Annotated in this window: 12 protein-coding genes; 7 read left to right on the forward strand and 5 right to left on the reverse strand. The window is 52.6% G+C overall.

Features of this window, described 5'->3' with window-relative positions:
• Nucleotides 1–45: 45 nt before the first annotated feature.
• Complete coding sequence (gene yfaL, locus ATB02_RS10870) at nucleotides 46–3,780, forward strand: AIDA-I family autotransporter adhesin YfaL/EhaC (protein ID WP_105271560.1); 3,735 nt, start codon at nucleotides 46–48, stop codon at nucleotides 3,778–3,780.
• Nucleotides 3,781–3,920: 140 nt separating this feature from the next.
• On the opposite strand, the gene ubiG is transcribed toward yfaL, so the two are convergent.
• Nucleotides 3,921–4,643: a bifunctional 2-polyprenyl-6-hydroxyphenol methylase/3-demethylubiquinol 3-O-methyltransferase UbiG gene (gene ubiG / locus ATB02_RS10875; protein ID WP_000990785.1), complete on the reverse strand. Its 723-nt coding sequence runs from the start codon at nucleotides 4,641–4,643 to the stop codon at nucleotides 3,921–3,923.
• Between the two features lie 146 nt (nucleotides 4,644–4,789).
• Here ubiG and gyrA point away from each other — a divergent pair, with 146 nt between their 5' ends.
• From gyrA to ATB02_RS10905, 6 genes are all read left to right on the forward strand, one after another.
• Entirely contained in the window at nucleotides 4,790–7,417 is a 2,628-nt protein-coding gene (gene gyrA, locus ATB02_RS10880) for a DNA topoisomerase (ATP-hydrolyzing) subunit A (RefSeq protein ID WP_001281242.1), read from the forward strand.
• Between the two features lie 146 nt (nucleotides 7,418–7,563).
• Nucleotides 7,564–9,252, forward strand: coding sequence for a DUF2138 domain-containing protein (locus ATB02_RS10885; protein ID WP_105271561.1), 1,689 nt, complete (start codon nucleotides 7,564–7,566; stop codon nucleotides 9,250–9,252).
• Nucleotides 9,249–9,872: a DUF1175 domain-containing protein gene (locus ATB02_RS10890; protein WP_105271562.1), complete on the forward strand. Its 624-nt coding sequence runs from the start codon at nucleotides 9,249–9,251 to the stop codon at nucleotides 9,870–9,872. Before ATB02_RS10885 ends, ATB02_RS10890 begins: the two co-directional genes overlap by 4 nt.
• Nucleotides 9,873–9,895: 23 nt before the next feature.
• Entirely contained in the window at nucleotides 9,896–14,410 is a 4,515-nt protein-coding gene (locus ATB02_RS10895) for an alpha-2-macroglobulin family protein (RefSeq protein ID WP_198600580.1), read from the forward strand.
• Nucleotides 14,411–16,060, forward strand: a complete 1,650-nt coding sequence (locus tag ATB02_RS10900; protein WP_105271564.1) for a YfaQ family protein — start codon at nucleotides 14,411–14,413, stop codon at nucleotides 16,058–16,060.
• Nucleotides 16,061–16,064: 4 nt separating this feature from the next.
• Nucleotides 16,065–16,841: a YfaP family protein gene (locus tag ATB02_RS10905; protein WP_105271565.1), complete on the forward strand. Its 777-nt coding sequence runs from the start codon at nucleotides 16,065–16,067 to the stop codon at nucleotides 16,839–16,841.
• A 73-nt stretch (nucleotides 16,842–16,914) separates the two neighbouring features.
• On the opposite strand, the gene atoB is transcribed toward ATB02_RS10905, so the two are convergent.
• The 4 genes from atoB to atoD are packed head-to-tail and all read right to left on the reverse strand — an operon-like array spanning nucleotide 16,915 to nucleotide 20,761.
• Nucleotides 16,915–18,099 carry an acetyl-CoA acetyltransferase gene (gene atoB, locus ATB02_RS10910; RefSeq protein ID WP_105271566.1) on the reverse strand — a complete coding sequence of 395 codons (1,185 nt, stop codon included), beginning with the start codon at nucleotides 18,097–18,099 and terminating at the stop codon, nucleotides 16,915–16,917.
• A 30-nt stretch (nucleotides 18,100–18,129) separates the two neighbouring features.
• Nucleotides 18,130–19,452 (reverse strand): TIGR00366 family protein, encoded by a 1,323-nt coding sequence (locus tag ATB02_RS10915; protein WP_000580281.1) that lies wholly within the window; start codon nucleotides 19,450–19,452, stop codon nucleotides 18,130–18,132.
• Entirely contained in the window at nucleotides 19,449–20,099 is a 651-nt protein-coding gene (atoA, locus tag ATB02_RS10920) for an acetate CoA-transferase subunit beta (RefSeq protein ID WP_000339050.1), read from the reverse strand. Before atoA ends, ATB02_RS10915 begins: the two co-directional genes overlap by 4 nt.
• A complete protein-coding gene (atoD, locus tag ATB02_RS10925) occupies nucleotides 20,099–20,761 on the reverse strand; it encodes an acetate CoA-transferase subunit alpha (RefSeq protein ID WP_000850525.1) in 663 nt (220 codons plus the stop codon). Before atoD ends, atoA begins: the two co-directional genes overlap by 1 nt.
• Between the last annotated feature and the right edge of the window lie 29 nt (nucleotides 20,762–20,790).

A 20,790-nucleotide genomic window follows, 5' to 3' on the forward strand; every position in this document is an offset into this window, starting at 1 on the left:
TGCGATTAAATACGCCTTCTCATAGAAAAGGATGGTTAGGGTAATATGCGGATTATTTTTCTACGTAAGGAGTATTTATCTTTACTCCCGTCAATGATTGCGTCTCTCTTCTCCACTAATGGTATCGCAGCGGTTATTGATTCATGCCAGGGATATGATATCAAAGCGAGCTGTCAGGCCAGCAGGCAAAGCCTTTCAGGCATTACGCAGGACTGGAGCATCGCCGATGGGCAATGGTTGATTTTTTCGGGTATGGCCAATAATGCCAGCGGTGGGGCCGTATTTTTGCAGCAAAGTGCTGAATTTACGATATCGCCACAAAATGAAACAGGGATGACTCTGTTTGCCAATAATACTGTCTCAGGAGAATATAATAATGGCGGGGCAATATTTGCTAAAGAAAATTCAACGCTGAATCTTACTGATGTTATTTTTTCCGGTAACGTCGCAGGCGGCTATGGTGGCGCAATCTATTCTTCTGGTACTAATGATACTGGTGCCGTCGATTTACGTGTCACTAACGCCGTGTTTAGCAATAACATCGCTAATGATGGCAAAGGTGGCGCAATTTATACCATCAATAATGATGTCTATCTAAGTGATGATGTTTTTAATAATAACCAGGCATATACATCAACAAGTTACAGTGATGGCGATGGCGGTGCAATCGATGTCACCGATAATAATAGCGATATCACGCATCCGTCAGGTTTCACAATAATAAATAACACCGCATTTACAAATAACACTGCCGAAGGTTATGGCGGGGCAATTTATACCAATAGCGTGACGGCTCCCTATCTTATTGATATTTCTGTTGATGACAGCTACAGCCAGAACGGCGGTGTGTTAATCGATGAGAACAATAGCGCAGCAGGCTATGGGGATGGTCCTTCCACTGCGGCGGGCGGCTTTATGTATCTCGGCTTAAGTGAAGTTACCTTTGATATTGCTGACGGAAAAACGCTGGTTATCGGCAATACAGAGAATGATGGAGCTGTTGACTCTATTGCTGGTACCGGGTTGATCACCAAAACAGGTTCCGGCGATCTGGTACTTAATGCAGATAACAATGACTTTACTGGTGAGATGCAGATTGAAAACGGTGAAGTTACCCTGGGTCGCAGCAACTCCCTGATGAATGTCGGAGATAATCATTGCCAGGACGATCCGCAAGACTGCTACGGTCTGACGATAGGGAGTATTGATAAGTACCAGAATCAGGCAGAGCTAAATGTTGGCTCCACCCAACAAACCTTTGTGCACGCATTGACGGGCTTTCAGAATGGCACTTTAAATATCGATGCTGGTGGCAATGTTACTGTTAATCAAGGCAGTTTTGCTGGCACCATCGAAGGTGCTGGTCAGCTCACCATTGCGCAAAACGGCAGCTACGTGCTGGCAGGGGCGCAGTCGATGGCGCTAACTGGCGATATAGTCGTTGATGATGGCGCGGTGCTTACGCTAGAAGGCGACGCGGCAGATCTCGCCGCTCTCCAGGACGAGCCGCAGTCGATCGTGTTAAACGGCGGTGTGCTCGATCTCTCTGATTTCTCCACCTGGCAGAGCGGCACATCATACAACGATGGCCTTGAAGTCAGCGGCAGCAGCGGAACGGTTATCGGCAGTCAGGATGTGGTAGATCTTGCAGGCGGAAACGATATGCATATCGGCGGCGACGGGAAAGATGGCGTCTACGTGGTGGTCGATGCGGGTGATGGGCAGGTCAGCCTGGCAAATGACAATCAATACCTCGGCACAACGCAAATTGCTTCCGGTACGCTGGTGGTGAGTGACAACTCGCAGCTTGGAGATACCCACTATAACCGCCAGGTTATCTTTACCGATAATCAACAAGAAAGCGTGATGGAGATTACTGCCAATGTCGATACTCGCTCTACAACGGTTGAGCATGGGCGTGATATTGAAATGCGCGCCGACGGTGAAGTGGCAGTTGATGCGGGGGTAGACACGCAGTGGGGCGCACTGATGGCTGACAGCAGCGGGCAGCATCAGGATGAGGGTAGCACATTGACTAAAACGGGGGCTGGCACCCTGGAGCTGACCGCCAGCGGTACGACGCAGTCGGCGGTGAGAGTAGAAGAAGGCACGCTGCAAGGCGATGCTGTGAATATCTTTCCTTATGCTTCGTTGCTGTGGGTCGGTGACGGAGCAACATTCGAGACTGGCGCAGATCAGGATATTCAGTCTATTGATGCTACTTCCAGCGGCACTATCGACATCAGTGATGGCACCGTTTTGCGCCTGACGAGCCAGGATACTTCCGCCGCACTGGATGCCTCGCTGTTTAACGGCGACGGTACGTTGGTGAATGCCACCGATGGCGTGACGTTGACAGGCGAGCTTAATACTAACCTGGAAACTGACAGCCTGACCTATCTTTCCGATGTGACGGTTAATGGTGATCTAACCAATATGTCCGGTACAGTCAGTCTGCAAAATGGCGTCGCTGGCGATACGCTCACGGTAAACGGTGATTACACCGGCGGCGGTACGTTGTTTCTCGACAGCGAATTAAACGGCGATGACTCGGTAAGCGACCAACTGGTGTTGAAGGGCAATACCTCGGGTAACACGACCGTGGTGGTTAACCCCATTACCGGCACTGGTGAACCGACTTCTACAGGTATTAAAGTGGTTGATTTCACTGCTGATCCCACGCAATTTCAAAACAATGCGCTGTTTAGTCTTGCGGGCAGCGGCTACGTTAATATGGGAGCGTATGACTACACGCTGGTGGAAGATAACAACGACTGGTATCTGCGATCGCAAGAAGTAACGCCACCATCGCCACCTAATCCAGACCCGGACCCAACTCCCGATCCTGACCCAACACCAGATCCAATCCCCGCTTACCAGCCGGTGTTGAATGCCAAAGTTGGTGGATATTTTAATAACCTGCGGGCGGCAAATCAGGCGTTTGTGATGGAGCGACACGATCACGCTGGTGGCGATGGTCAGACGCTGAATTTACGTGTTATCGGCGGACGTTATCATTACACGGCGGCAGGGCAACTGGCTCAGCATGAAGACACTTCTACGGTGCAGCTTAGCGGTGACCTGTTTAGGGGGCGCTGGGGTGATGACGGCGAATGGATGCTAGGGGCCATTGGTGGTTACAGCGATAACCAGGGCGATAGCCGCTCGAATATGACCGGAACTCGCGCCGATAACCAGAACCACGGTTATGCCGTTGGGGTGACGTCAAGCTGGTTTCAGCACGGTAGCCAAAAACAGGGGGCCTGGCTGGATAGCTGGCTGCAATACGCGTGGTTTAACAATGATGTTTCCGAACAAGGCGATGGTGCGGATCATTACCATTCGTCGGGGGTTATCGCCTCTCTGGAAGCCGGGTATCAATGGTTACCGGGGCGTGGTGTGGTGATTGAACCGCAGGCGCAGGTGATTTATCAGGGCGTGCAGCAGGATGATTTCACCGCTGCTAACCATGCGCGGGTATCGCAATCGCAGGGCGATGATCTTCAGACACGGCTGGGGTTACACAGCGAATGGCGTACCGCTGTTCATATCACGCCAACCCTGGATCTGAATTATTATCACGATCCCCATTCGACGGAAATTGAAGAAGATGGCAGCACTATCAGTGACGATGCGGTGAAGCAACGGGGGGAAATAAAAGTGGGAGTAACGGGCAATATCAGTCAGCGAGTGTCCCTGCGTGGTAGCGTGGCGTGGCAGAAAGGGAGTGATGATTTTGCCCAGACGGCAGGGTTTTTGTCGATGACGGTGAAATGGTAATCGCTGTCTGACCGGCACTATTGCCGGATGCGGCGTAAACGCCTTATCCGACCTACGGGGAGCATTTGTAGGCCTGATAAGACGCGGCAAGCGTCGCATCAGGCATTGGCACGGTTGCCGGATATATCCGGCCAACAACCTCACTTATTCTGCGTGTGCAGCATATAGTTCACATCGACGCCGGGGCCGAGCTTAAAAGTATTAGTGATCGGGTTGTAATGCAGTCCGATCATATGCCGTTCTTTTAGACTGGTCTGATCCACCCAGCCCAGCAATTCTGCCGGTTTAATAAACTTCTTCACATCATGCGTGCCTTTGGGCACCATGCGCAAAATATATTCCGCACCAACCACCGCCATCAGCCATGACTTGCCGTTGCGGTTAAGCGTCGAGAAAAAAACATCGCCGCCCGGTTTCACCAGTTGCGCACAGGCTCTGACCACTGACTGCGGATCGGGGACGTGCTCCAGCATCTCCATGCAGGTCACCACATCATACTGCCCGGCATGTTTTGCCGCGTGCTCTTCCACGGTTTCCTGCACGTAATCCACCTGAATGCCGCTTTCCAGCGCGTGCAGTTTTGCCACCTGCAATGGCTCAAAGCCCATATCCAGACCGGTCACCGTCGCACCTTCGCGCGCCATACTCTCGGCCAGAATGCCGCCGCCACAACCAACATCGAGCACCTTTTTGCCAAATAAACCGCCAGCACGCTCGGCAATATAGCCCAGACGCAGCGGGTTAATGCGGTGCAGCGGTTTGAACTCACCTTCAAGATCCCACCAGCGGGAGGCGACGGCTTCAAATTTAGCGATCTCTTCGTGGTCTACGTTAGGGGTTACCGGCGATTTTTCGGCATTCATTGGCACTTCTACTCCGTAATTGGCAAGACAAACGAGTATATCAGGCATTGGATGTGAATAAAGCGTATAGGTTTACCTCAATCTGCGCGGCTGTGTTATAATTTGCGACCTTTGAATCCGGGATACAGTAGAGGGATAGCGGTTAGATGAGCGACCTTGCGAGAGAAATTACACCGGTCAACATTGAGGAAGAGCTGAAGAGCTCCTATCTGGATTATGCGATGTCGGTCATTGTTGGCCGTGCGCTGCCGGATGTCCGAGATGGCCTGAAGCCGGTACACCGTCGCGTACTTTACGCCATGAACGTACTAGGCAATGACTGGAACAAAGCCTATAAAAAATCTGCCCGTGTCGTTGGTGACGTAATCGGTAAATACCATCCCCATGGTGACTCGGCGGTTTATGACACGATCGTCCGTATGGCGCAGCCATTCTCGCTGCGTTACATGCTGGTAGACGGTCAGGGTAACTTCGGTTCCATCGACGGCGACTCTGCGGCGGCAATGCGTTATACGGAAATCCGTCTGGCGAAAATTGCCCATGAACTGATGGCCGATCTCGAAAAAGAGACGGTCGATTTCGTTGATAACTATGACGGCACGGAAAAAATTCCGGACGTCATGCCGACCAAAATTCCTAACCTGCTGGTGAACGGTTCTTCCGGTATCGCCGTAGGTATGGCAACCAACATCCCGCCACACAACCTGACGGAAGTCATCAACGGTTGTCTGGCGTATATCGATGATGAAGACATCAGCATTGAAGGGCTGATGGAACACATCCCGGGGCCGGACTTCCCGACGGCGGCAATCATCAATGGTCGTCGCGGTATCGAAGAAGCTTACCGTACCGGTCGCGGCAAGGTATATATCCGCGCCCGTGCTGAAGTGGAAGTTGACGCCAAAACCGGACGTGAAACCATTATCGTCCACGAAATTCCGTATCAGGTGAACAAAGCGCGCCTGATCGAAAAAATTGCGGAACTGGTAAAAGAAAAACGCGTGGAAGGCATCAGCGCGCTGCGTGACGAGTCTGACAAAGACGGTATGCGCATCGTGATTGAAGTCAAACGCGATGCGGTCGGTGAAGTGGTGCTCAACAACCTCTACTCCCAGACCCAGTTGCAGGTTTCTTTCGGTATCAACATGGTGGCATTGCACCATGGTCAGCCGAAGATCATGAACCTGAAAGACATCATCGCTGCGTTTGTTCGTCACCGCCGTGAAGTGGTGACCCGTCGTACCATTTTCGAACTGCGTAAAGCTCGCGATCGTGCTCATATCCTTGAAGCATTAGCCGTGGCGCTGGCGAACATCGACCCGATCATCGAACTGATCCGTCATGCGCCGACGCCTGCAGAAGCGAAAACGGCGCTGGTTGCTAATCCGTGGCAGCTGGGCAACGTTGCCGCGATGCTGGAACGTGCGGGCGATGATGCTGCGCGTCCGGAATGGCTGGAGCCAGAGTTCGGCGTGCGTGACGGTCTGTACTACCTGACCGAACAGCAAGCTCAGGCAATTCTGGATCTGCGTCTGCAGAAACTGACCGGCCTTGAGCACGAAAAACTGCTCGATGAATACAAAGAGCTGCTGGATCAGATCGCGGAACTGTTGCGTATTCTTGGTAGCGCCGATCGTCTGATGGAAGTGATCCGCGAAGAGCTGGAGCTGGTTCGTGAACAGTTCGGTGACAAACGTCGTACTGAAATCACCGCCAACAGCGCAGACATCAACCTGGAAGATCTGATTACTCAGGAAGATGTGGTAGTGACGCTCTCTCACCAGGGCTACGTTAAGTACCAGCCGCTTTCTGAATACGAAGCGCAGCGTCGTGGCGGGAAAGGTAAATCTGCCGCACGTATTAAAGAAGAAGACTTTATCGACCGACTGCTGGTGGCGAATACTCACGATCATATCCTGTGCTTCTCCAGCCGTGGTCGCGTCTATTCGATGAAAGTCTACCAGTTACCGGAAGCGACTCGTGGCGCGCGTGGTCGTCCGATCGTCAACCTGCTGCCGCTGGAACAGGACGAACGTATCACCGCGATCCTGCCAGTGACCGAATTTGAAGAAGGCGTGAAAGTCTTCATGGCGACGGCTAACGGGACCGTGAAGAAAACTGTCCTCACCGAGTTCAATCGTCTGCGTACCGCCGGTAAAGTGGCGATCAAACTGGTTGACGGCGATGAGCTGATCGGCGTTGACCTGACCAGTGGCGAAGATGAAGTAATGCTGTTCTCCGCCGAAGGTAAAGTGGTGCGCTTTAAAGAGTCTTCTGTCCGTGCGATGGGCTGCAACACCACCGGTGTTCGCGGTATTCGCTTAGGTGAAGGCGATAAAGTCGTCTCTCTGATCGTGCCTCGTGGCGATGGTGCAATCCTCACCGCAACGCAAAATGGTTACGGTAAACGTACTGCGGTAGCGGAATACCCGACTAAGTCGCGTGCGACGAAAGGGGTTATCTCCATCAAGGTTACCGAACGTAACGGTTTAGTGGTTGGCGCGGTGCAGGTAGATGACTGCGACCAGATCATGATGATCACCGATGCCGGTACGCTGGTACGTACTCGCGTTTCTGAAATCAGCATCGTGGGCCGTAACACCCAGGGCGTGATCCTTATCCGTACTGCGGAAGATGAAAACGTGGTGGGTCTGCAACGTGTTGCTGAACCGGTTGACGAGGAAGATCTGGATACCATCGACGGCAGTGCTGCGGAAGGGGACGATGAAATCGCTCCGGAAGTGGACGTTGACGACGAGCCAGAAGAAGAATAATTTCATCGCCTCATGCCAAAAGGGAGTTATCTCCCTTTTTTGAATTGAAGTCCAGGCTGCAAAGTCTGGGCTTTTGTCGTATTAGGGCGCGGTAAAGTTTTGCTGTACCCATAAAAAATGGCTGGCTTTACACAAGGAATGTGGCAATGGGTAGTGAAAAAAAGGCGAAAGGCTGGCGGTTCTATGGTCTTGTAGGTTTTGGCGCAATAGTACTGCTTTCCGCTGGTGTCTGGGCATTGCAATATGCTGGTAGTGGGCCAGAAAAAACGTTGTCGCCGCTGGTGGTGCACAACAATCTGCAAATCGATCTCAATGAGCCGGATCTCTTTCTCGATAGCGACTCTCTGAGCCAGCTTCCCAAAGATCTTCTCACTATTCCGTTTCTTCACGATGTTCTAAGCGAAGATTTCGTTTTTTATTATCAGAACCATGCCGACCGTCTGGGCATTGAAGGCAGCATTCGCCGCATTGTCTACGAACACGATCTCACACTAAAAGATAAGCTCTTTTCGTCACTCTTAGATCAGCCCGCGCAGGCGGCGCTATGGCACGATAAACAAGGCCATCTTTCTCATTATATGGTGCTGATCCAGCGAAGTGGTTTAAGCAAGCTGTTGGAGCCATTGCTGTTTGCCGCTACCAGCGACAGCCAGTTAAGTAAAACGGAAATCAGTAGTATTAAGCTAAATAGTGAAACCATCCCGGTTTATCAGTTGCGCTATAACGGCAATAACGTCCTGATGTTCGCAACTTATCAGGACAAGATGCTGGTGTTTTCCAGCACGGACATGCTGTTTAAAGATGATCAGCAGGATACCGAAGCCACGGCGATCGCAAGTGATTTGTTGAGCGGTAAAAAACGCTGGCAAGCCAGCTTTGGCCTGGAAGAGCGTACTGCCGAAAAAACGCCAGTACGCCAGCGCATCGTGGTCAGTGCAAATTTGCTGGGTTTTGGCTACCAGCGATTAATGCCTTCTTTTGCTGGTGTGCGCTTCGAAATGAGCAATGACGGCTGGCACAGTTTTGTGGCGTTAAATGATGAATCCGCAAGCGTAGATGCCAGTTTCGATTTTACGCCGGTATGGAACAGTATGCCTGCAGGGGCCAGCTTCTGTGTGGCGGTGCCTTATTCACATGGTATTGCTGAAGAGATGCTTTCCCACATCAGCCAGGAAAACGACAAGCTCAACGGGGCGTTAGACGGTGCTGCGGGGCTGTGCTGGTATGAAGATTCAAAATTGCAAACTCCGCTGTTTGTCGGTCAGTTTGATGGTTCTGCCGAACAAGTGCAATTGCCAGGAAAACTGTTTACGCAAAATATTGGTGCGCACGAAAGCAAAGCGGCAGAAGGTATATTGCCAGTAGCCCAGACGCAGCAGGGCGAAGCGCAAATCTGGCGTCGCGAAGTGAGTTCCCGATACGGTCAGTATCCGAAAGCGCAGGCAGCGCAACCAGATCAATTAATGTCGGATTATTTTTTCCGCGTGTCGCTGGCGATGCAAAACAAGACGATGCTTTTCTCCCTCGATGACACGCTGGTCAATAACGCGTTGCAAACACTGAATAAAACCCGCCCGGCAATGGTGGATGTGATACCCACTGAAGGCATTGTTCCGGTCTATATCAATCCACAAGGCGTGGCGAAACTGCTGCGCAACGAAACGCTGACCAGTCTGCCGAAGAATCTCGAACCGGTTTTTTATAACGCCGCACAAACTTTATTAATGCCGAAGCTGGACGCTTTATCTCAACAACCGCGTTATGTCATGAAGCTGGCCCAGATGGAACCCGGTGCCGCCTGGCAGTGGCTACCCATTACCTGGCAGCCACTATGAGACACGTGCTGCTGGCGCTGATTTGCTGGCTGTGTTGTGTTGTTGCTCATAGCGAAATGCTGAATGTCGAACAATCGGGGCTGTTTCGCGCCTGGTTTGTGCGTATTGCACAGGAACAACTCCGCCAGGGGCCAAGTCCGCGCTGGTATCAGCAGGATTGTGCGGGCCTGGTGCGATTTTCGGCGAACGAGGCGCTGAAAGTTCACGACAGCAAATGGCTAAAAAGTAACGGTATAGCAAGTCAGTATTTGCCGCCTGAAATGACGCTAACACCTGAACAGCGTCAACTGGCGCAAAACTGGAATCAGGGGAACGGAAAAAACGGCCCCTATGTGACCGCGATTAATTTGATTCAGTACAACAGCCAATTTATTGGCCAGGACATAAACCAGGCGTTGCCTGGCGATATGATTTTTTTCGATCAGGGCGATGCCCAGCACTTAATGGTCTGGATGGGGCGTTACGTCATCTACCACACCGGAAGCGCCACGAAAACTGACAACGGAATGCGCGCAGTCAGTCTGCAACAACTTATGACATGGAAGGACACCCGATGGATACCCAACGATTCCAATCCCAATTTCATTGGCATTTATCGTTTAAATTTTCTGGCGCGATAGCAGCGTGCTTGTGCCTGTCTCTTGTGGGAACAGGGCTTGCTAATGCTGATGATTCGCTTCCTTCCAGTAACTATGCACCGCCCGCCGGGGGAACATTCTTTTTGCTCGCTGACAGCAGTTTTAGCAGCAGTGAAGAGGCGAAAGTGCGACTGGAAGCGCCGGGGCGTGATTATCGGCGTTACCAGATGGAAGAGTACGGCGGCGTGGACGTTCGCCTGTATCGTATTCCTGACCCGATGGCATTTTTGCGCCAGCAGAAAAACCTGCATCGCATTGTGGTGCAACCGCAATATCTGGGCGACGGGCTGAACAATACGCTAACCTGGCTGTGGGATAACTGGTATAGCAAATCTCGCCGTGTAATGCAGCGTACTTTCTCTTCTCAGTCACGGCAGAATGTGACTCAGGCGTTACCCGAATTACAGCTCGGTAATGCCATTGTTAAACCTTCCCGTTATGTACAGAACAGCCAGTTTTCACCGCTGAAAAAATATCCACTGGTGGAACAGTTCCGCTATCCACTATGGCAGGCAAAACCGGTCGAGCCGCAGCAAGGGGTAAAACTGGAAGGCGCATCCAGCAATTTCATCTCGCCGCAGCCGGGCAACATCTATATTCCTCTCGGCAAACAAGAGCCGGGACTGTATCTCGTCGAGGCGATGGTCGGTGGGTATCGGGCAACGACGGTGGTATTTGTCTCCGATACCGTGGCGCTTAGCAAAGTGTCAGGCAACGAACTTCTGGTGTGGACTGCTGGCAAAAAACAGGGTGAAGCGAAGCCAGGCTCAGAGATCCTGTGGACTGACGGTCTTGGCGTGATGACTCGCGGTGTGACCGATGACAGCGGTACCTTGCAGTTACAACATATATCGCCGGAACGTTCATACATTCTGGGTAAAGATGCAGAAGGCGGCGTTTTTGTCTCCGAGAATTTTTTCTACGAAAGTGAAATCTACAATACCCGCTTGTATATCTTTACTGATCGCCCGCTATATCGCGCAGGCGATCGTGTCGATGTTAAAGTGATGGGCCGCGAGTTCCACGATCCGTTGCATTCATCCCCTATCGTCAGCGCACCGGCGAAACTTTCAGTGCTGGATGCTAATGGCAGCCTGTTGCAAACCGTCAATGTCACGCTGGATGCGCGTAATGGCGGGCAGGGGAGTTTCCGCCTGCCAGAAAATGCCGTTGCCGGAGGTTATGAATTACGTCTTGCTTACCGCAATCAGGTCTATAGCAGTAGTTTTCGCGTAGCCAACTATATCAAGCCACATTTTGAGATTGGTTTAGCTCTCGACAAAAAAGAGTTCAAAACAGGCGAAGCGGTTAGCGGCAAACTGCAACTGCTTTACCCGGATGGCGAGCCGGTAAAAGATGCCCGCGTGCAGTTAAGTTTGCGCGCTCAGCAATTATCAATGGTCGGTAACGATTTGCGCTATGCCGGGCGCTTCCCGGTGTCGCTGGAAGGCAGTGAAACGGTTTCCGACGATAATGGTCATGTGGCGTTAAATCTCCCCGCCGCCGATAAACCAAGCCGTTATTTGTTAACTGTCTCCGCCAGTGACGGCGCGGCGTATCGTGTCACCACCACCAAAGAGATCCTCATTGAACGTGGTCTGGCGCATTACACTTTGAGCACCGCCGCACAATACAGCAATAGCGGTGAATCGGTTGTTTTCCGTTATGCTGCGCTGGAATCTTCAAAACAGGTTCCTGTTACGTATGAGTGGTTGCGTCTGGAAGACCGCACGAGCCACAGCGGAGATCTACCTTCTGGCGGCAAATCCTTTACCGTCAATTTCGATAAACCAGGCAACTACAACCTGACGTTACGCGATAAAGACGGCTTAATTCTCGCCGGGTTAAGCCATGCCGTCAGCGGTAAGGGCAGCACGGCGCATACTGGTACGGTAGATATCGTGGCGGATAAAACGCTGTACCAGCCAGGCGAAACCGCGAAGATGCTGATTACCTTCCCGGAGCCAATTGATGAAGCGTTATTGACGCTGGAACGCGATCGCGTTGAACAGCAGTCGCTGCTATCGCATCCGGCAAACTGGCTGACGTTACAACGTTTAAACGATACCCAGTATGAAGCCCGCGTACCGGTGAACAATTCCTTTGCGCCTAACATCACTTTTTCGGTGCTGTATACCCGTAACGGTCAGTACAGTTTTCAGAACGCCGGGATCAAAGTTGCCGTTCCCCAGTTGGATATCCGGGTGAAAACGGACAAAACCCATTACCAGCCAGGTGAACTGGTCAATGTCGAATTAACCTCGTTGCTGAAAGGTAAACCAGTTTCTGCGCAGTTAACGGTTGGCGTGGTCGATGAAATGATCTACGCGCTGCAACCGGAAATCGCGCCGAATATCGGCAAATTTTTCTATCCGCTGGGGCGTAACAATGTGCGCACCAGCTCCAGCCTGTCATTTATCAGCTACGACCAGGCGCTCTCCAGCGAACCTGTTGCGCCTGGCGCGACTAACCGCAGCGAGCGGCGAGTGAAAATGCTGGAACGTCCACGGCGTGAAGAAGTGGATACCGCTGCCTGGATGCCGTCACTCACAACCGATAAACAAGGCAAAGCGTATTTCACGTTCCTGATGCCTGATTCATTAACCCGCTGGCGCATCACCGCGCGTGGGATGAACGGCGACGGGCTGGTCGGGCAGGGGCGTGCTTATTTGCGTTCGGAAAAAAATCTCTACATGAAGTGGAGTATGCCAACGGTATATCGCATGGGTGACAAACCGGCGGCAGGACTGTTTATCTTCAGTCAGCAGGATAACGAACCGGTGGCGCTGGTGACTAAATTTTCAGGCGCTGAGGTGCGTCAGACGCTGACGTTGCATAAAGGGGCGAATTATATTTCGCTGACGCAGAATATTCAGCAATCTGGCTTGTTAAGTGCAGAACTCCAACAAAATGGGCAAGTGCAGGACAGCATTAGCACAAAACTGTTTTTTGTGGATAACAGCTGGCCCGTTGAACAGCAGAAAAACGTCATGCTCGGCGGTGGCGATAACGCGCTGATGTTGCCCGAGCAGGCGAGCAATATCCGGTTGCAAAGTAGCGAAACGCCGCAGGAGATTTTCCGTAACAATCTTGATGCGTTAGTCGATGAACCGTGGGGTGGCGTGATCAACACCGGTAGCCGTCTGATCCCGCTCAGTCTCGCCTGGCGTTCACTTGCCGATCATCAAAGTGCCGCCGCTAACGACATTCGTCAGAGGATTCAGGATAACCGTTTGCGGCTGATGCAACTGGCGGGGCCAGGAGCGCGCTTTACCTGGTGGGGTGAAGATGGCAATGGCGACGCATTCCTCACGGCATGGGCATGGTACGCCGACTGGCAGGCCAGCCAGGCGCTCGGCGTAACGCAACAACCGGAATACTGGCAGCATATGCTCGACAGCTACGCGGAGCAGGCGGATAACATGCCGTTATTGCATCGGGCGCTGGTGCTGGCGTGGGCGCAGGAGATGAATCTGCCGTGCAAAACGTTGTTGAAAGGGTTGGATGAAGCTATCGCCCGGCGCGGAACTAAAACTAAAGATTTCTCTGAGGCAGACACCAGCGATATCAATGACAGCCTGATCCTCGATACACCTGAATCTCCACTGGCAGATGCGGTGGCAAACGTCTTAACCATGACGTTGCTGAAAAAAGCGCAGTTGAAGTCCACTGTGATGCCACAGGTTCAGCAATATGCGTGGGATAAAGCGGCAAACAGTAACCAGCCGCTGGCGCACACGGTTGTGCTGCTCAATAGCGGAGGCGACGCCACCCAGGCTGCCGCTATTTTAAGTGGTTTAACCGCTGAGCAATCCACCATTGAGCGCGCGCTGGCAATGAACTGGCTGGCGAAATATATGGCGACGATGCCTCCGGTTGTGTTACCTGCTCCTGCGGGCGCATGGGCCAAACATAAGTTAACCGGAGGGGGTGAATACTGGCGTTGGGTTGGTCAGGGCGTGCCGGACATTCTCTCTTTTGGTGACGAATTACCGCCGCAAAACGTGCAGGTTCGCTGGCGTGAACCGGCAAAAACGGCTCAACAAAGTAACATTCCGGTGACCGTTGAACGACAGTTGTATCGGCTTATCCCGGGTGAAGAGGATATGAACTTTACCTTACAGCCTGTCAACAGCAATGAGATTGACAGCGATGCGCTGTATCTCGATGAAATCACACTTACCAGCGAGCAAGATGCTGCTCTGCGCTACGGCCAGGTAGAAGTACCGCTGCCGCCGGGAGCCGATGTTGAGCGTACAACCTGGGGCATTTCGGTCAATAAACCGAACGCCGGAAAACAGCAAGGACAACTGCTGGAAAAAGCGCGCAATGAAATGGGCGAACTGGCCTATATGGTGCCGGTGAAAGAACTGACGGGAACGGTCACTTTCCGCCATTTGCTGCGCTTCTCGCAAAAAGGGCAATTCGTTCTGCCTCCTGCTCGTTATGTGCGTTCCTATGCACCTGCACAGCAAAGTGTTGCGGCAGGGAGCGAATGGACCGGGATGCAGGTGAAATAAGTGAACTGGCACAGAATCGTCTGGCTATTGGCGTTGGTTACTCTGCCAACGCTGGCGGAGAAAACGCCGTTACAACTGGCGCTGCGGGGCGCGCAACACGATCAACTGTATCAGCTGTCGTCATCAGGCGTGACCAAAGTCTCGGCATTACCTGACACACTCACCACGCCGTTAGGGAGTTTGTGGAAACTGTATGTTTACGCCTGGCTGGAGGATACCCATCAACCAGAGCAGCCCTACCAGTGTCGCGGAAACTCCCCGGAAGAGGTTTATTGTTGTCAGGCTGGGGAGAGCATAACGCGCGATACCGCGCTGGTACGCTCCTGTGGACTCTATTTTGCGCCGCAACGGTTGCATATTGGTGCAGATGTTTGGGGGCAATACTGGCGACAGCGTCAGGCACCTGCGTGGTTAGCGTCTCTTCCGACGCTGAAGCCAGAAACCTCGGTAACGGTTAAATCACTGCTTGATTCATTAGCGACGTTACCCGCGCAAAACAAAGCTCAGGAAGTCTTACTGGATGTGGTGCTGGATGAGGCGAAAATCGGTGTCGCATCCATGCTCGGTAGTCGGTTACGGGTGAAAACCTGGAGCTGGTTTGCCGATGATAAGCAGGAAATCCGTCAGGGTGGTTTTGCTGGCTGGTTAACCGATGGTACACCGCTGTGGGTTACTGGCAGCGGCACCAGCAAAACGGTACTGACCCGTTATGCGACGGTGCTTAATCGGGTTTTGCCAGTGCCGACGCAAGTTGCCAGTGGGCAATGTGTAGAGGTGGAGCTGTTTGCCCGTTATCCGCTGAAGAAAATCACGGCGGAAAAGAGTACGACAGCAGTAAAACCCGGCGTACTTAATGGGCGCTATCGTGTGACGTTTGCCAATGGTAACCACATTACGTTTGTCAGCCACGGTGAGACGACCTTACTGACAGAAAAGGGCAAACTGAAATTGCAGTCGCATCTTGATCGTGAAGAGTACGTTGCCAGAGTACTGGACCGCGAGGCGAAAAGTACCCCCCCTGAGGCAGCGAAAGCTATGACCGTGGCGATTCGCACTTTCTTACAGCAAAACGCCAATCGGGAAGGCGATTGCCTGACCATCCCCGACAGCAGCGCCATGCAGCGTGTTTCTGCTTCGCCAGCCACCACGGGCGCGCGGACGATGACCGCCTGGACGCAGGATCTCATTTACGCTGGCGATCCGGTTCATTATCACGGCAGTCGCGCTACCGAAGGGACGCTCTCCTGGCGGCAAGCCACCGCCCAGGCGGGGCAGGGAGAGCGTTACGACCAGATACTCGCGTTTGCTTATCCCGACAACAGCCTTAGCCGCTGGGGAGCGCCACGCTCAACCTGCCAGTTATTACCCAAAGCGAAAGCCTGGCTGGCGAAAAAAATGCCGCAGTGGCGGGGTATGTTACAAGGCGAGACGGGGTACAACGAACCAGACGTGTTTGCGGTCTGTCGTTTAGTCTCAGGTTTCCCCTATACCGATCGGCAGCAGAAACGGCTGTTTATTCGTAACTTCTTTACGCTTCAGGATCGGCTTGATTTAACCCATGAGTATCTGCACCTGGCCTTTGATGGTTATCCCACCGGGCTTGATGAGAACTATATCGAAACGCTGACCCGAAAATTATTAATGGACTAATGCTATGCGAAAGATTTTTCTTCCGTTGTTACTGGTGGCGCTTTCGCCTGTCGCTCACAGTGAAGGTGTACAGGACGTCGAGATTGATGCACCGCTCTCTGGCTGGCATCCTGCGGATGGTGAAGATGCCAGCTTTTCACAATCGATCAATTACCCCGCGTCGTCCGTCAACATGGCAGATGATCAAAATATCTCAGCGCAGATCCGCGGCAAAATAAAGAATTATGCGGCGGCGGGTAAAGTTCAGCAGGGCCGGTTGGTGGTCAACGGTGCCAGTATGCCGCAGAGAATTGAATCCGATGGTTCATTTGCACGCCCTTATATTTTCACTGAAGGCAGCAACAGCGTGCAGGTCATCAGCCCAGATGGGCAAAGCCGACAAAAAATGCAGTTTTACTCAACGCCGGGCGCTGGAGTGATCCGCGCGCGTTTACGGCTGGTTCTCTCCTGGGATACGGACAATACCGACCTCGATCTTCATGTTGTCACGCCGGATGGTGAACACGCCTGGTACGGTAACACGGTGCTGAAAAACAGTGGTGCACTGGATATGGATGTCACGACGGGTTACGGACCGGAGATTTTCGCCATGCCAGCGCCAGTTCACGGGCGCTATCAGGTATATATCAACTACTATGGCGGACGCAGTGAAACGGAATTGACGACCGCCCAACTGACGCTGATCACCGATGAAGGATCGGTTAATGAGAAACAGGAAACATTTATTGTACCGATGCGTAATGCTGGCGAACTGACGCTGGTGAAAAGTTTTGACTGGTGATTACTGAGGTTATCTTTACTGTCAATGTTCAAGAAAACGCCCGATGACTTTCGCTATCGGGCGTTTTTAAATGTTAATTCAATCGTTCAATCACCATCGCAATTCCTTGACCGCCGCCAATGCACAACGTTGCCAGACCCAGCGTTTTATCGCGTGCCTGCATTGCATGTAATAGTGTGACCAGAATACGCGCACCGCTGGCGCCGATAGGATGCCCCAGCGCGATGGCCCCACCGTTGACATTCACTTTCTCAGGATCAAAGCCCAGTGTTTTCCCAACGGCAAGGAATTGCGCGGCAAATGCTTCATTGGCTTCGATAAGATCAATGTCTGCCAGCTGCAGCCCCGCCAGTTGTAACGCTTTTTGCGTGGCAGGTACTGGCCCCATACCCATCAATGCGGGGGGCACGCCACCGCTGGCATAACTTTTAATGCGAGCCAGGGGGGTAAGGCCTGCTGCCAGCGCCGCAGATTCTTCCATAATCACCAGAGCGGCAGCACCGTCGTTAATGCCAGACGCGTTCCCGGCGGTGACTGTTCCTGCTTTATCGAAGGCCGGGCGCAATGCGCCTAACGCTTCAGCCGTAGAATCCGCTTTCGGGAATTCGTCTTGACTGAAGACGAGGGTTTTCTTTCGAGTGACAACATTTACCGGGACGATTTCGGCTGTAAAAGCACCGGACTCAATTGCGGCAGCCGCTTTACGCTGTGAATGTAGCGCCAGTTCATCCTGCATTTCACGGGTAATTCCGTACTCTTTAGCCACGTTTTCGGCGGTAATCCCCATATGATAACCATGGGTGGCGCACATCAGACCATCGCGCAGGATTACGTCATAAACCTGTCCGTCTCCAAGACGATAACCAGAGCGTGCTTTTGCATCGAGTAAGTAGGGCGCTAAACTCATATTTTCCATACCCCCCGCCACAATGCTTTGCGCCTGACCTGCCTGAATTGCCTGGGCGGCAAGCGCCACACTTTTAAGACCCGAACCACACACTTTATTGACCGTGAATCCGCACACTGTTTCGGCCAGTCCGCTTTTTAACAGTGCCTGACGCGCCGGATTTTGCCCCAGCCCGGCTTGTAGCACGTTACCCATAATCACTTCATCGATATGTTGTGAATCGATTTTTGCACGTTCAATGGCGGCTTTAATTACTGTCGCCCCCAGGTCGATGGCGCTGGTGGAAGCGAGTGAACCGTTAAAACTACCGATAGCAGTACGTATCGCGCTGACGATGACACAATTTTTCATTTTATATTCCTTCTGTCTGTAGGGTTGCCGTCAGAACAGCGTTAAACCAATGACGAAAATGACGCCGGAGAAGAGCAGGGCAGTGATGCAATAGCCCATGATGTCGCGGACACCGAGTCCGGCGATTGCCAGTGCTGGCAGCGCCCAGAACGGTTGTGCCATGTTCATCCATTGCTCGCCGTAGGCGATCGCCATTACCGATTTACCGAGATCGGCTCCCAGCGCCTGGGCTGCAGGTATCACGAAAGGTCCCTGAATAACCCAGTGACCGCCGCCAGACGGAACGGCGAAGTTAATCAGTGCAGAACTAAAGAAGGTCATTACCGGGAAGGTGTCTTTGTTCGCAACATTGATGAAGAATTCAGTAATGAGCCCCCCCAGACCGGAGTGCTCCATCATCAGTTGGATCCCGGCGTAGAAGGGGAATTGCACCAGAATTCCGGCGGTACTGCGCGCAGCCGCGCTGATAGCACGCATATAAGCCATTGGCGTTTTATGTAGCAGCAGACCCGCAATCATAAACATCAGGTTGACAGTATTGATGGTGATGTTGAAGCCATGTTCGCTGAAGTACATCGCCAGGTAAGCGATACCGAGTGCGCCGATGATCAACGTCAGAATGCGGCTTTCTTCCAGTCGCTCGGACGGTGGAGCATTTTTCGGTAGTTGCTTTTGAAAATCAGCCTCTTCCATGAGTAGTTTCGGATCGATACTCACCACGTCAGACGGTTTTGGCATCATCATGCGGGTGATAAATGGCATCACCACAATCAATGCCACAGTGATGAAAATGTTAAAACCACTGAACAGAGTATCGCCCACCGGGATAAGCCCGGCGATATGCTCAACCGGATTGCCCGGTGTGGCAGCCAACAGAGGCATTGAACCAGAGAAACCGCCACCCCAGGTAAGAAAACCAATGTAGGCGCAGGCAATGAGCAACGGATAATCAGAACCGGGTACTCGCCGGGCGACTTCACGGGCGAACATTGCTCCGACAACCAGACCAAATCCCCAGTTGATGACACAAGCGACTGAACCGAAGAAAGTGACCAGCATGACGCCCTGTACGGGCGTCTTTGCGGCGGAAGCGGCAGTACGCAGCAAGCTTTTCACCGGAGCAGAGCTGGCAAGGGCATGACCGGTAACGATGATAAGCGCCATCTGCATACCGAACGCCAGCAAGTTCCAGAAACCGTCCCCCCACATTTTCACCATGCTGATCGGCGTTTGTGGTGTTAACCAAAGCGCGATCACGAACGTTAGCAATGTCAGCAACATGGCAAAGATCAGTGGATCGGGAAGCCACCGGCTGACAAAACGCGTCATAAAACGCGAGATGCGACCTATCATAAATCACCCCGCTGCGTATTCAGATCGGCGGCGACTTCAAACTGAGCTTCGGTTTTGGCACGCACGGTGGCTAAATCACACCCGTCGGCAATTTCGGTGAGCCACATTTTGCCGTCAATGAAACGAAAGACTGCCAGTTCAGTGACCAGCATATGCACCGCGTGTTGCGCAGTGAGCGGCATGGTGCAGCGGCGCAAAATTTTTGCTGAACCATCTTTGGCGCAATGTTCCATGGCAATGATCACTTTGCGTGCCCCGGTCACCAGATCCATCGCGCCACCCATACCGGGCACCATTTTTCCAGGCACTACCCAGTTCGCGAGGTTGGCTTCTTCGTCTACCTGCAAACCACCGAGTACGCAGGCATCAATATGACCACCACGAATCAGCGCAAACGACATTGCGCTGTCGAACATCGCTGCGCCGGGTAAAATGCCGCATGGTTGCCCGCCAGCGTTCACCAGATCTGGATGCGCTGTCGTGACTGGGCCTAAACCGAGGAAGCCATTTTCCGATTGCAGAGTGATATGAATATCCTCCGGTAAATAATTGGCGACCATTGTGGGTAACCCGATCCCTAAGTTAACGATGTCACCATCACGAAGCTCTTGCGCCACACGGCGCGCAATACGTTGTTTCGCATCCATTATTTGCTCTCCTGTGAAACGATGATGTGGTCGATAACGGCACCAGGGGTGACAATATGGTCAGGTTGCAGTTCGCCGGTTTCGACCAGTTCATCTGGCTCCACCAGCGTGATATCAGCCGCAAGGGCAATCAGGGGGTTAAAGTTGCGGGCGCTAAGTTGGTAGGTCAGGTTGCCAAGTGTGTCGCAACGATGGGCGCGAATGAGCGCCAGGTCGGCGCGCAGTGGACGTTCAAGCAGCCAGGTTTTACCGTCGAGTGTCAGCGTCTGTTTGCCTTCCTCTACGACGGTGCCGACACCAGTTGGCGTGAGAAAACCACCAAGTCCAGCTCCACCACAGCGAATTTGCTCAATCAATGTACCTTGCGGTACGAGAACGACCTCCATTTCGCCAGAAATCATGCGCCGTCCGGTTTCCGGGTTGGTGCCGATATGTGAAGCAATTACTTTGCGGACTCGACCATTGACGATGAGCGGACCGATGCCGGTATCAACAAACGCGGTATCATTGGCTATCAATGTCAGGTCGCGAACGCCAGATTCCAGTAATGCTTCCACCAGGCGGGATGGAGTGCCAATTCCCATAAATCCGCCCACCATGATGGTCATGCCGTCACGAAAGAAGCCGGAGGCGTCTTGTAATGTCATCAATTTTGTTTTCATTATTTATCCCTCTTGCATACACCGTTGTG

Source organism: Escherichia sp. MOD1-EC5189 (assembly GCF_002966045.1).
GTDB lineage: Bacteria > Pseudomonadota > Gammaproteobacteria > Enterobacterales > Enterobacteriaceae > Escherichia > Escherichia coli_F.

Coding starts and splice junctions, on each gene's coding strand:
- yfaL (WP_105271560.1), top strand. CDS start 46: ATGCGGATTATTTTTCTACGTAAGGAGTATTTATCTTTACTCCCGTCA.
- ubiG (WP_000990785.1), bottom strand. CDS start 4,643: ATGAATGCCGAAAAATCGCCGGTAACCCCTAACGTAGACCACGAAGAG.
- atoD (WP_000850525.1), bottom strand. CDS start 20,761: ATGAAAACAAAATTGATGACATTACAAGACGCCTCCGGCTTCTTTCGT.
- atoA (WP_000339050.1), bottom strand. CDS start 20,099: ATGGATGCGAAACAACGTATTGCGCGCCGTGTGGCGCAAGAGCTTCGT.
- ATB02_RS10905 (WP_105271565.1), top strand. CDS start 16,065: ATGCGAAAGATTTTTCTTCCGTTGTTACTGGTGGCGCTTTCGCCTGTC.
- atoB (WP_105271566.1), bottom strand. CDS start 18,099: ATGAAAAATTGTGTCATCGTCAGCGCGATACGTACTGCTATCGGTAGT.
- ATB02_RS10890 (WP_105271562.1), top strand. CDS start 9,249: ATGAGACACGTGCTGCTGGCGCTGATTTGCTGGCTGTGTTGTGTTGTT.
- ATB02_RS10885 (WP_105271561.1), top strand. CDS start 7,564: ATGGGTAGTGAAAAAAAGGCGAAAGGCTGGCGGTTCTATGGTCTTGTA.
- ATB02_RS10915 (WP_000580281.1), bottom strand. CDS start 19,452: ATGATAGGTCGCATCTCGCGTTTTATGACGCGTTTTGTCAGCCGGTGG.
- gyrA (WP_001281242.1), top strand. CDS start 4,790: ATGAGCGACCTTGCGAGAGAAATTACACCGGTCAACATTGAGGAAGAG.